The sequence below is a fragment of the Amycolatopsis sp. SID8362 genome (genome assembly GCF_010550475.1).
Taxonomy (GTDB): Bacteria; Actinomycetota; Actinomycetes; order Mycobacteriales; family Pseudonocardiaceae; genus Amycolatopsis; species Amycolatopsis eburnea.
In genome coordinates this window covers 1-12,041 of the sequence record NZ_JAAGNB010000826.1, presented here as the reverse complement: position 1 = coordinate 12,041, position 12,041 = coordinate 1, and the positions used below count along the sequence as shown (strand labels likewise).

The following is a 12,041-nucleotide window of genomic DNA, read 5'->3' as shown; positions in this document are numbered from 1 at the left end:
TGACGCACCGAAGGCCACATTGGGGCGCGTGGATGGCGACCGGCTGTAACGAATCACCCGGTCGGCCGATAGCTCGTTCGTGTCCGGGGGTGGCCCCGGCCCTCATGAACGGACTACCCGATGCGACGCCTGTCCCTCGCCGCCGCCCTTGTGGCCGGCTCCCTCGTCCTCGCCGCCTGCTCCGGCACCTCCGGCACGGTCGAACCCGCTGGCGCCTCCTCCTCCGCGGCCGCCGCCGCGCCCAGTTCGGCCGCGGCGCCGGCGCTCGAGGCCGCCAAGGTCGGGTCCGCCGTGGCCGAGGCCGCCGCGCAGGCGTCCTCCGTGCGTGTCAAGGGCACCATGGCGAGCGAGGGCAACATCAACCTGGACCTGCAGCTCAACCAGGACAGCGCGAGCGGCACCGTGGTCAAGGACGGCATCGAGATCCCCGTCCTGCGCGTCGGCGACAAGTACTACTTCCGCTTCACCGACTCGCTGATCAAGGAAGCCGGCATCCCGGCCTCGGTCGGCAAGAAGCTCAGCGGCAAGTGGGTGCCGTCCACGGCCAAGATCGGCGCCGGCATCGGTGACGCCTTCAAGGTGTTCCTCGACTACAAGTCGTTCACCGACAACACCGTCGGCGAGCTGAAGTCGGCCACCTTCACCGGGGGCGAGCCCACCACGCTCGGCGGCGTCGCGGCGCTGAACTTCACCAGCCCGGAGGGCACCGCCACGGTCGCCGCCGACGCGCCGCACTACCTGCTGCGCATGCAGGACCCCAAGAGCGGCGCCATCGAGTTCGGCGACTGGAACAAGCCCACCACCGTCAAGGCGCCCCCGGCGTCGGAGATCTACTCCGGTCCCGGCGCCTGAACCCGGACCGGGACGCCGCCGCGGACCGTGCCCAGATTGGTCAGTGCCACGTTCTCGAGGCCGTTGCCCGGGCCGCCGTCGCTGGTGACCGCCAGCGCGAGGGTGTTGCGGCCGTCCGGGTCCAGGACGCCGGCCGGCAGCACGAACGTGTGCTGCGGGCCGACGTCCGCGACGTACTGCCCGAGCTGCCACCCGTTGACGAAGATCAGCGCCCGGTAGCGGCCGCCCGAGCGCGGGACCGCCGGGTCGCCGATGGTCAGGCCCAGTGCGGCGTCGTGCCCCTTCGGCACGGCGAGGGTGAAGTCCGTGCGGTACCACGTGGTCCCGGGCGCGGCCGTGGCGGCGGGGACCTGTCCCGCCGCCCACCCCGCGTCGGAGTGGCGGGGCAGGGCCCAGCCGGCCAGCTCGCCGTCGAGGCCGCCGTTGTTCAGCGGGCCCCGCACGGGGTCCGGGACGCCGCCGCGGATCTTCCACGCGACCCCGGTGAGCGACGCCGAGAGCAGCCCGCGGCCTTCCTTGTGGGCGTCGTTGACGCCGCCGTCCTCGTTGTGGCCGTTGTTCCGCACCATCACCGACAGGACGTGGTCGCCGTCGCCGCGCAGTTCGGCCGGTACGGCGAAGGTCGCGGTGCCGGTCGTCGGCGGGGCGGCAAGCGCGCTCGGCAGCACGTGCTGGCCGAGGTAGTGCCCGTCCAGCCACGCCTGCAGCATCCCGGCGCCGCCTCCGCCGTAGCCGAGGCTCAGCGACTCCGGGACCGCGCCGCCGAAGTGCCCGCGGTACCAGACGTCGCCGGTGTGGAAGCCGTAGTCGTCCGCGGTGAGCGCCGGTTTGTCCACTTTGGTCCACGCCGTGTCGTCGTAGCCCGCCGCCGCCTCGGGTGAGCCGGGTGCCTGCTTCCAGCCGGTCAGCGCGGGCAGCGTCACCGCGTCCGGGCCGGGCAGCTGCACCGTCGCCAGCAGGCTCGACGAAGTCGTCCGCCGGGCCGGGACCGGCCGCCCGTTCCACGTGATCCGCGCGCCCGGTCCCCACACCTCGAGGTCACTGGCCTGTGCGGTGTCTCCGGTGAGCGCGAGCACGTTCCCGTCGGCGCGGGCCGTCCGCAGCAACGCGGGTCCGCGGACCAACGCGGGACCCTGCCGCCAGAACGTGTCCGCGGTGCCGTCGTCGGCGAGCAGCAGCGTGACCGGTGGCCGGTCGGCGCCGGACACCCGGACCCTGGCGAGTCCATTGTGGACGTAGTTCAGCCGCAGGTCGCCGCGTGCCTCGTCCCAAGTGGACGTGACGGCGCCCGCCAGCACCTCGACCTTCGGGGCGCTGGTGTAGCGCAGCGTCGTCTCGCCGTCCTCGCCCGGCCGTCCGTGCAGCAGCGCCGTTCCGCCGGCCGCGGTCATGATCTCCGACGTCGAGTAGACCAGGTGCTGGCCCGCCAGCTCGAAGTTCGCCACCAGCTGCTTGGCGTCCTGGCCGCGCACCCGGAGCGTCCCCGACTGCGGCACCGTGTAGGAACCGTCCGGTGTGGACAGCGGGAAGGTGAAGACGTCGTCCGTGGTGTTCTTCGACGGATTGTGCATCGGCACGTAGAAATGCGTCAACGTGTCCGGGTTGACGTTGTGGTACACCTTCACCGCGGCCGACGACGGCGTGACGGCGTCCGCCTTGTCCTGCTTGGTGATCGGCGGCACGGCCTGCAGGAAGTAACCCAGTTCCTTCATCGTGTACGCCTTGGGCCGCAGCTGCCGGGCTTCGTCGATGGCCGCGCCGTAGTCGTAGGAGCTGTAGACCACCGGTGCCGGCAGCCAGCCCCACGACGTGCCGCCGAAGGTCATGTAGAAGTTCTGGACGGTGAGCCCGTTCGCGATGTTGGTGCCGTAGAAGACGCGCTCGTAGCCCGGTCCCTCGCGGACGGCCGTGCACGGGTAGGTGCCGTTGCTGCCCCAGTAGTCGAACCAGCCGCCGCCGAACTCGGCGGTGAAGCCCGGCGTGTTCGGGGACGCGCTCGCGCCGCCCTTCGCCCCGCCCGGGCCGTACAAACCCCAGTCCGGTGCGGTGTTCGGGGAGCCGGGTGTCGCATCGGGACGGCAGGTGCCACCGGGGTAGGTGTCCCACGCGTAGAGGTCGACCTTGCCGGGCACGGTACCGGGCACGCCGGAGTCCGGCGGCACCCAGATCCCGTTGCGGCCCTTGTCGTTGTGGAAGATCGGGACGGCGATGCCGTCCGCGCGCACCTTGTCGTAGAGGTGGGCGATGTAGTTGCGCTGGCTCTCGCCGGTGGCGGCCAGCTCGTTCTCGATCTGGTACAGGATCACCGAGCCGCGGCCGTCGACGTACTGGTGCCGCGCGATGACGCGGTCGATCGCGGTCAGCCACTCGTCGGCCGCGGCGAGGTAGTCCGGCGCGTCGCTGCGGGCGGTGCCCGCCTGGGTGGTCAGCCAGCCGGGGAAGCCGCCGCCGGTGACCTCGGCGTTGATGTACGGACCGGGCCGCGCGATCACGTACAGGCCCGTCTCCCGCGCGAGGTCGAGCACCTTGTCCATGTCCCGGACGCCGGTGAAGTCGTACACGCCCGGCGCGGGGGAGTGGTAGTTCCAGTCGAAGTAGATCGACACGGCGGTGTAGCCGGTCGCCTTCATCTTCTGCAGCACGTCACGCCAGAGGTCCGGGCTGGGCAGCCGGAACGGGTGGAACTCTCCGGACCAGACGAACTCCCGCCGCCCGTCGAGCAGCATCGAATACCTGTCGAACGTGATCCGGTGCTTCGGCGCGGCCGTGGCGGCGGGCGCGGTGCTCAGCCCGGCCGCCGTGGCGAGGACGAGGAACACGGTGAGCAGACGGCGCATCGTCAGGGGCCTCCGGTCAGCTCGCGACCGCTGTGGTCGAGCCGATTCAAGCCACGCGCGCCGGCGCTTGTCAACCTCCGCGACCCGATCAGTCCAATACCCCAGTAAGCGCTTTCTCCGAAAACCGGCGGTCCTCAAACGCGGAGCTGCGTGCTAGCGTGGGAGCGCTCCCAGATCGAACTGTCCTGTCGAGCGGTACTCCAGGAGGTCGGTATGAAGTGGCGTTTTCTCCGCACGGCCGTGGCGGGCCTGCTGCTGGCCGCCTGCGCCGTCGTGGCCCCCGCGCCGGCCCACGCGGCCACGCCGACGCGGGTCATGGCACTCGGTGACTCCATCACGGGGTCGCCCGGGTGCTGGCGGGCCCTGCTGTGGCGGCACCTGCAGGAGACCGGGCACACCGACGTCGACTTCGTCGGCACGCTGCCGCCGCAGGGCTGCGGGTTCACCTACGACGGCGAGAACGAAGGCCACGGCGGCTTCCTCGCCACCGGGATCGCCCGGGACAACCAGCTGCCCGGCTGGCTGTCCTCGACGCACCCGGACGTCGTCCTGATGCACCTGGGCACCAACGACGTGTGGAACGGCATCGCGCCGGGCACGATCCTCGACGCCTTCACCACGCTGCTGGGCCAGATGCGCGCGAGCAACCCGGCGACCAAGCTGATCGTCGCGAAGATCATCCCGATGAACCCGTCGAACTGCGCGGCCTGCGCCCAGCGGGTGGTCGACCTGAACGCCGCCATCCCGGGGTGGGCCGCCGCGCACAGCACGGCCGCGTCGCCGATCACCGTGGTCGACCAGTGGACCGGGTTCGACACCGCGGCCGACACCACCGACGGCGTCCACCCCAACGGCACCACCGGCATCGCGAAGATGGAGAGCAAGTGGTACCCCGCGCTGGTCGCGGCGCTGAGCCCGAGCACGCCGGCCGCGACCGGGCTGCACGTCGACGGCACGCGCGTGGCCGAGGCGAACGGCGCCGCGTTCGTGATGCGCGGGGTCAACCACCCGTACGCCTGGTACACCGGCCAGAACAGCGCGTTCGCGAACATCAAGTCGTTCGGGGCCAACACCGTCCGGGTCGTGCTCGGCAGCGGCAAGCGGTGGGGACCCACCTCGGCGGCCGAGGTCACGAACATCATCGGGCTGTGCAAGCAATCCCGGCTGATCTGCGTCCTGGAAGTGCACGACACCACCGGGTACGGCGAGGAAAGCGCGGCGGCGAGCCTCGACCAGGCCGCCGACTACTGGATCAGCATCGCGAACGCGTTGAAGGGCCAGGAAAACTACGTCGTCATCAACCTCGGCAACGAGCCGTTCGGCAACAACCAGCAGGTCAGCGCCACCTGGGCGAGCGCGACGTCGAGCGCGATCACCCGGCTCCGCGGTGCCGGGCTGCAGCACCTGATCATGGCCGACGCGCCGATGTGGGGTCAGGACTGGCAGAACATCATGCGGGACAACGCGGCTTCGGTGCTCAGCGCCGATCCGCAGCACAACACGGTGTTCTCGATCCACATGTACGGCGTCTACGACACCGCGGCCGAGATCAACGCCTACTTCGACGCCTTCCGCACCGCCGGGCTGCCCCTCGTCGTCGGCGAATTCGGCAACATGCACAGCGACGGTGACCCGGACGAGGACACCATCATGGCCCAGGCGCAGGCCCGCGGCCTCGGCTACCTCGGCTGGTCGTGGAGCGGCAACGGCAGCGACGTCGCCTACCTCGACATGACCAACGGCTTCGACCCCACGAGCCTGACCGCGTGGGGCGAGCGGTTCCTCAACGGCGCCAACGGTGTCCGGCAGACGTCGAAGGAGGCGACGATCTACGGCGGCGGCACCGTGGACACGCAGGCACCGACGACGCCGGGCACCCCGGCGGTCTCGGGCGTGACCTCCTCCGGTGTCACGCTGAGCTGGACGGCGTCGACCGACGACGTCGGCGTCACCGGCTACGACGTCCTCCGCGCGCCCGGCGCGTCCGGCGGCACCTTCGCCGTGGTCGGTTCGAGCGGGACGACGACGTTCACCGACAGCGGCCTGTCCGCTTCGAGCACCTACCGCTACCAGGTGCGGGCCAAGGACGCCGCGGGCAACACCTCGGCCGCGTCCGGCGCCGTGACGGCGACGACGAGCGCGGGCGGCGGCACCGGCGCGTGCAAGGTCGCCTACTCCGCGCCGGGCTGGGGCGGTGGCAACGGGTTCACCGCTTCGGTGACCATCACGAACACCGGCACGAGCACCCTCACCGGCTGGACACTGGCCTTCACCTACACCGCGGGCCAGAAGGTGACGCTGCCCGGCTGGGGCGCGACGTTCACCCAGTCCGGCAGCGGCGCGGTGACGGCGACGAACCTGGCCTGGAACGGCACCCTGGCACCGAACGCCGCCACCGGCATCGGCTTCAACGGCACCTACACCGGGAGCAACCCGGCACCGGCGTCCTTTTCCTTGAACGGGAGCACTTGCACGATCGGCTGATCGAGTCTACTTCGGACGGAGAAGGTCATGTCCCTGCGCACATCCGCCCTCAGCCGGCTGCTGGCCGTGGGCTTGCTGGCGGCCGGGTTCGCCCAGGCACCGGCGGTGGCGGCGGCGTCGCCGCAGATAGATCGGCTGAACCGCGGGGTGGTGAGCGTCCACACCGCCGCGGGCAACCGGGTCGGCTGGCGGCTGCTCGCCGGCGACCCGGCCGGGGTCGCGTTCGCCGTCTACCGCGACGGCACCCGCGTGGCCACGACCCCCGCCGGCGGGCCGACCGGGTACCTGGACGCCGGCGCGCCCGCCGGCGCGAAGTACACCGTGCACGCGGTGGTCGGCGGCGTCGAGCGGGCGTCGGCGTTCGCCGCGGAGGAGTCGCTGACGCTCGACAGCACGGCCGCGGCGGGCACCCGCGACGTGCCGATCCAGGTCCCGCCCGGCGGCACGACGCCGTCGGGCGAGAGCTACACCTACAGCGCCAACGACGCCAGCGTCGGCGACCTGGACGGCGACGGGCAGTACGAGTTCGTTGTGAAGTGGGATCCCAGCAACGCCAAGGACAATTCGCAGTCCGGCTACACCGGCAACGTCTACGTCGACGCCTACCGGCTGGACGGCACGCGCCTGTGGCGCATCGACCTGGGCCGCAACATCCGCGCGGGCGCGCACTACACGCAGTTCCAGGTCTTCGACTACGACGGTGACGGCAAGGCCGAAGTCGCGATGAAGACGGCGGACGGCACGCGCTCGGGCACCGGCCAGGTCATCGGCAACGCGAGCGCGGACTACCGCAATTCCAGCGGGTACATCCTGTCCGGCCCGGAGTACCTGACGGTGTTCAACGGCCAGACGGGCGCGGTGGCGGCCACGGTGAACTACGACCCGCCGCGCGGCACGGTGTCGTCGTGGGGCGACAGCTACGGCAACCGCGTCGACCGCTTCCTGGCCGGCACGGCGTACCTGGACGGCTCGCGCCCGAGCCTGATCATGAGCCGCGGCTACTACACGCGCACGGTGATCGCCGCTTGGGACTTCCGGAACGGCGCGCTGACCGAGCGCTGGAAGTTCGATTCGAACTCGGCGGGCTCGCAGTACGCCGGCCAGGGCAACCACCAGCTGGCGATCGCCGACGTCGACGCGGACGGGCGCGACGAGATCGTCTTCGGCGCGATGGCGATCAACGACAACGGCAGTCCACTGTGGAACACCCGGCTCGGCCACGGCGACGCCATGCACGTCGGTGACCTGATCCCGAGCAGGCCGGGCCTGGAAGAGTTCAAAGTGGACGAAGACACGTCCAAGCCGGGCGCCTGGATGGCCGACGCGAAGACCGGGCAGATCCTGTGGCAGTTCTCCTGCGGCTGCGACAACGGGCGTGGGGTGTCGGACGACATCTGGGCGGGCAGCCCGGGCGCCGAGTCCTGGTCGTCCGGGGTCGCCGGGCTGCTGAACACGAGCGGCCAGAACATCGGGCGCAAGCCGTCGTCGACCAACTTCGTGATCTGGTGGGACGGCGACGCCCAGCGCGAACTGCTCGACGGCACCCACATCGACAAGTACGGCACCGGCGGGGACACGCGGCTGCTGACGGCGTCCGGCGTGCACGCGAACAACGGCACGAAGAACACCCCGGCACTGCAGGCGGACCTGTTCGGCGACTGGCGCGAGGAGGTCGTCTGGGCGACGTCGGACAACCGGGCGCTGCGCATCTATTCGACGACGGACCCGACGAACATTTCGCGGGTGTCGCTGATGCAGGACCGGCAGTACCGGGAAGCCGTGGCGTGGCAGAACACCGCGTACAACCAGCCGCCGCACCCGAGCGTCAATCCAGCGTGACGGGAGCCGAGCTTTCGAAGCGGTAACCGACCCCGCGGACCGTGGTGATCGGGTCGAGGTGCGGCTCGAGCTTCGCCCGCAGCTTGCGGACGTGCACGTCGACGGTGCGGTCGTTGCCGTCCTGGCGCGGCCAGAGCGCGGATTTCAGGGCGCCGCGGGTGAAGACGCGGTCCGGGTGGGCGCGCAGGTGGTGCAGCAGGTCGAATTCGAGGCGGGTCAGCTCGAGCGGGCGGCCCAGCAGGATCGCCCGCCTCGAGCCGCTTTCGATGCGCAGCACGGCATCCGGCACCGCCCGCAGGTGCCGCCGCGCGCTGACCACGTCGACGCTCGCCACGCCGTCGAGCGCACTGGCGAGCCGCGCGGCGAGCACGGCGGCATCAGCGGCCCGGCTGACGAGGTCGATCCGGATGCCCACGTGGACCACGTCGGCGGCTCGTCGTTCCGGGAAGATCGTCATGCGGACAGATTGTCGAGGTGATCGGGGTGCGGGGGTAGTGCGCCCGGCTGGTGAAACGACTTGCCCGCGTGGGGCAGGATGGCCTCCGTGGTGGAGATCAGCTTCCTGACCGAATCCGACCGCGCCCGCTGGGAGGTGCTGGCCCGCGGCAAGGACACCCACTTCGCGGTCGAGCGCGCCGACGGCGACTACGAACGCACGTGGCGGCGCCTGCTCGACGACGACCGGATCCACGGCGTCGGCGCCCGGCTGGACGGCGCGATCGTCGGCGTCGCGCACTACCTGTGCCACGCCAGCGTCTGGTACGCCGGGAAGTGCTACCTGGCGGACCTCTTCGTGGACCCGGCCGTCCGGCGCCGGGGCGTCGCGACGGCGATGATCGACTGGGTGGCCCGGGACGCCGAAGAGCGCGGCTTCCCGGGCCTCTACTGGAACACCCTGGCCGACGCCCCGGCCCGCGCGCTCTACGACAAGGTGGGCAAGTTCAACGACGGGCTCATCCGCTACAGCTACCGCCGCTGATCGTCCCTTTCCCACGATGTGGGTGGCCTCCGCGAACCTGGCTAGAGTCCTGGTACTCCATCCGCCAAAGGAGTGTGGGACGTGCCCAGGACGATCCGCTCGGCCGCGCTCGTGCTCGCCGCTTTCCTCGTGCTCTCCGGCTGCCGCGCCGACCGCCCGCCCCCGCCGGACAAGCGGTGGCCGGTGTTCGCCGAGGCGGGGTCAGTCCAGCCCGAGGTGCTCGCGCAGGGTCGTGCCCGCGTACTCCGTGCGGAACGAGCCGCGCTCCTGCAGTAGCGGCACGACCGTGTCGGCGAACTCGTCCAAGCCGCCCGGGGTCACGTGCGGGACGAGGATGAACCCGTCGCTCGCGTCGGCCTGCACCAGCTCGTCGATCGCGTCGGCGACCGTCGCCGGTGAGCCGATGAACGTCTGGCGGGCCGTCACCTCGATCATCAGCTCGCGGATCGACAGGTTCTTCGCCTCCGCCAGCTGCCGCCACTCGCGCGCGGTGGCCAGCGGGTCGCGGTACATGCGGACGCTCGCGCGGCCGCGGGCGATCGTGTGGTCGCCGAGGACCGGGTCGGACTCGGGGAGCGGGCCGTCCGGGTCGTAGGCGCTCAGGTCGGTGTTCCACAGCTGCTCGAGGAACTTGATCGCGGTCTGCCCGCTGACCTGCTGCCGCCGGACGACGTGCGCGCGTTCGTGGGCGTCGGCGTCGGTGTCGCCGAGGACGAACGTCGCCGCGGGGAGGATCACCAGCTGCTCCGGGGTGCGGCCGTACTTCGCGAGCCTGCCCTTGACGTCGGAGTAGAACGCCTGCCCGGCTTCCAAAGTCCCGTAGCGGCTGAAGATCGCGTCGGCGGTCGACGCGGCGAACTCGCGGCCCTCCTCCGAATCGCCGGCCTGGATGATCACCGGGCGGCCCTGGGGGCTGCGCGGCACCGGGAACCGGCCTTCGATGTCGAAGTGCGCGTCGTGGTGGGCGAACGCGCCCGCCGCCGGGTCGCGCAGGAACACGCCCGAAGCGGCGTCGGCGGCGATCTCGTCGCCGCGCCACGAATCGAACAGCTCCCACGCCGTGCGCAGGAACGTCTCCGCGCGCTCGTAGCGCTGCTCCTGCGGCAGGAACCCGCCGCGGCGGAAGTTCTCGCCGGTGAACGCGTCCCACGACGTCACGACGTTCCAGGCCGCGCGCCCGGCCGAGAGGTGGTCCAGCGACGCGAACTGGCGGGCCACCTCGAACGGCTCGTTGAACGTCGAGTTGATCGTGCCGGCCAGCCCGAGCCGCTCGGTGACCGCCGCCAGCGCGGACAGCACCGTGAACGTGTCCGGGCGGCCGACGACGTCGAGGTCGTAGATCTCGCCGTTCTGCTCGCGCAGCCGCAGGCCCTCGGCCAGGAAGAAGAAGTCGAACTTCGCGCGCTCGGCGGTCTGCGCGAGCTTGACGAACGAGCTGAACTCGATGTGGCTGCCCGCCTCCGGGTCGCTCCACACGGTCGTGTTGTTGACGCCGGGGAAGTGCGCCGCGAGGTGGATCTGCTTGCGGGTCATCTCGGTCCTCCTCAGACGGCGGCGTAGCGGTTGGCGGGACGGGACAACCCGAGCAGCCCGCGCAGGGTGTTCGCTTCGTACTCGGTGCGGAAGGCCTCGCGCGCCCGCAGCTCCGGCACGAGGCCGCGGGTGATGGCGGTCAGGTCGTGCGGCACCGCGCCCGGCCGCAGCCGGAAGCCGGACAGCCCGGCGGCCTGCCAGTCGAGCAGGAGGTCCGCGAGCCCGGCCGGGGTCCCGGTGAAGACGTGCGCGTCGGAGGTGTACTCCTCGCCGGACAGCTCGTCGAGCCGCGCCTTGCGGTCCACGGCCGCCTGCTCGGTGTCGCCGAGGAACACGACGACGTCGCCGAAGACGTGCAGCGGCTCGGCGCCGCGGCCGGCGAGGTCCTGCTCGTCGCGCACCTCGGCGACGATCGACGCGGCCTGCGCGCGGTGCGACGGCGTCACGTACACGATGTCGGCCGAGCGGGCGGCGAGCCGGTACGGGACAGCGGCGTGCGCCAGCGCGGTGACCGGCGGCTGCCCCTGCGGCGGCCGCGGCGTGATCGACGGGCCCTTGACGGAGAACCAGCGGCCCTCGAAGTCGATGTAGTGCAGCTTCTCGCGGTCGACGAACCGGCCGGTCGCGACGTCGCGGATCTCGGCGTCGTCCTCCCAGCTGTCCCACAGCCGGCGCAGCACCTCGACGTAGTCCGCGGCCTCGTCGAACAGGTCGCGCAGCGGGCTCGGCCGGCCCGGCTCCGCGGAGTCCTCGAGCCGGAACTCGCCGAACTCGCGGCGCCCGAAGTGCCGGTTGTCCTCGGCCCGCCCGGCCACCTGCACGCGGACTCCCGCGCGGCCGGTGCTGACGTAGTCGAGCGTGGCGATCGCCTTGGACAGGTGGAACGGCTCGGTGTGGGTGACGACGGCGGTCGGCACCAGCCCGATGTGCGAGGTCAGCGGCGCCACGCGGGCGGCGATCAGGACGGCGTCGAGCCGTCCCTGGACGATGCCGTCCCGCTCGCCCGGCCGGTCGAGGTAGTTCACGGTCTGCAGCGCGAGCGAGTCTTCGAGGGTGACGAAGTCCAGCTTGCCGGCCTCGGCTTCGCGGACGACGTCCGTCCAGTACCCCGCGGTGAGCAGCTCGCCGGGCCGCGCCCCCGGCTCCCGCCAGGCGGCGGGGTGCCACCCGGCCCCATCCAGCGCGACGGCGATCCGTGGTCCTGTCATCCCGGCGTTCCCTTCTCTTCGGCCCGTACCCGCAGTTTGCGCCGGTTCCCGCGGGGCGGGCCGGAGTGGCCAATGGCTGGGACGGGCCGGGGTCACCGGGAATAAACCGCGGAGCCCCGGTTCCGCTCCGTGGACGTCCTGGTCGCCGTCCCCGCCGATCCCGACAATGCCCCGCATGACCAACGACGAGACGGCCTACGACCGGACCCGCGTGGCGCAGTGGCGGGACGGGCGGGCGCGGATGCCGGGGCTGAACCGGCGGGACCTGCTGCGGCTGACGGCGGCCGGTGGCGCCGCGCTGGCCGTCGG

At 71.6% G+C, this 12,041-nt stretch carries 8 protein-coding genes; 4 read left to right on the top strand and 4 right to left on the bottom strand.

All coding sequences use genetic code 11. From position 1 onward, the window contains the following. Positions 1-120 precede the first annotated feature (120 nt). A complete protein-coding gene (locus G3I65_RS25555; RefSeq protein ID WP_160698362.1) occupies positions 121-852 on the top strand; it encodes a hypothetical protein in 732 nt (243 codons plus the stop codon). Here the strand turns inward: G3I65_RS25555 and G3I65_RS25550 are convergent. Then, positions 831-3,689, bottom strand: coding sequence for a beta-galactosidase (locus G3I65_RS25550; protein WP_160698361.1), 2,859 nt, complete (start codon positions 3,687-3,689; stop codon positions 831-833). The two genes, G3I65_RS25555 and G3I65_RS25550, sit on opposite strands and share 22 nt — an antisense overlap. A gap of 213 nt (positions 3,690-3,902) precedes the next feature. Between G3I65_RS25550 and G3I65_RS25545 the strand changes: the two genes are divergently transcribed. Together G3I65_RS25545 and G3I65_RS25540 are read left to right on the top strand one after the other, a co-directional pair. Further along, entirely contained in the window at positions 3,903-6,173 is a 2,271-nt protein-coding gene (locus G3I65_RS25545; RefSeq protein ID WP_160698360.1) for a cellulase family glycosylhydrolase, read from the top strand. 27 nt (positions 6,174-6,200) lie between these two features. Continuing rightward, positions 6,201-8,012, top strand: coding sequence for a rhamnogalacturonan lyase (locus tag G3I65_RS25540; protein ID WP_160698359.1), 1,812 nt, complete (start codon positions 6,201-6,203; stop codon positions 8,010-8,012). Here the strand turns inward: G3I65_RS25540 and G3I65_RS25535 are convergent. Further along, the gene (locus tag G3I65_RS25535; protein ID WP_160698358.1) at positions 7,999-8,469 is read right to left on the bottom strand and encodes a winged helix-turn-helix domain-containing protein; all 471 of its coding nucleotides are present in this window, start codon (positions 8,467-8,469) and stop codon (positions 7,999-8,001) included. The genes G3I65_RS25540 and G3I65_RS25535 overlap by 14 nt on opposite strands. Before the next feature lie 78 nt (positions 8,470-8,547). Here G3I65_RS25535 and G3I65_RS25530 point away from each other — a divergent pair, with 78 nt between their 5' ends. Beyond that, on the top strand, positions 8,548-8,991 hold the full coding sequence (locus G3I65_RS25530; protein WP_160698357.1) for a GNAT family N-acetyltransferase: 444 nt from the start codon (positions 8,548-8,550) through the stop codon (positions 8,989-8,991). A 201-nt stretch (positions 8,992-9,192) separates the two neighbouring features. Here the strand turns inward: G3I65_RS25530 and G3I65_RS25525 are convergent, their stop codons facing one another. Together G3I65_RS25525 and G3I65_RS25520 are read right to left on the bottom strand one after the other, a co-directional pair. Beyond that, positions 9,193-10,524 carry an NtaA/DmoA family FMN-dependent monooxygenase gene (locus G3I65_RS25525; protein WP_160698356.1) on the bottom strand — a complete coding sequence of 444 codons (1,332 nt, stop codon included), beginning with the start codon at positions 10,522-10,524 and terminating at the stop codon, positions 9,193-9,195. Positions 10,525-10,535: 11 nt separating this feature from the next. Further along, entirely contained in the window at positions 10,536-11,732 is a 1,197-nt protein-coding gene (locus G3I65_RS25520) for an LLM class flavin-dependent oxidoreductase (RefSeq protein ID WP_160698355.1), read from the bottom strand. Between the last annotated feature and the right edge of the window lie 309 nt (positions 11,733-12,041).

Bases quoted from the DNA above. Each gene is read 5' to 3' on its own strand.
- G3I65_RS25555 (WP_160698362.1), top strand. From the start codon at position 121: ATGCGACGCCTGTCCCTCGCCGCCGCCCTTGTGGCCGGCTCCCTCGTC.
- G3I65_RS25550 (WP_160698361.1), bottom strand. From the start codon at position 3,689: ATGCGCCGTCTGCTCACCGTGTTCCTCGTCCTCGCCACGGCGGCCGGG.
- G3I65_RS25545 (WP_160698360.1), top strand. From the start codon at position 3,903: ATGAAGTGGCGTTTTCTCCGCACGGCCGTGGCGGGCCTGCTGCTGGCC.
- G3I65_RS25540 (WP_160698359.1), top strand. From the start codon at position 6,201: ATGTCCCTGCGCACATCCGCCCTCAGCCGGCTGCTGGCCGTGGGCTTG.
- G3I65_RS25535 (WP_160698358.1), bottom strand. From the start codon at position 8,469: ATGACGATCTTCCCGGAACGACGAGCCGCCGACGTGGTCCACGTGGGC.
- G3I65_RS25530 (WP_160698357.1), top strand. From the start codon at position 8,548: ATGGCCTCCGTGGTGGAGATCAGCTTCCTGACCGAATCCGACCGCGCC.
- G3I65_RS25525 (WP_160698356.1), bottom strand. From the start codon at position 10,524: ATGACCCGCAAGCAGATCCACCTCGCGGCGCACTTCCCCGGCGTCAAC.
- G3I65_RS25520 (WP_160698355.1), bottom strand. From the start codon at position 11,732: ATGACAGGACCACGGATCGCCGTCGCGCTGGATGGGGCCGGGTGGCAC.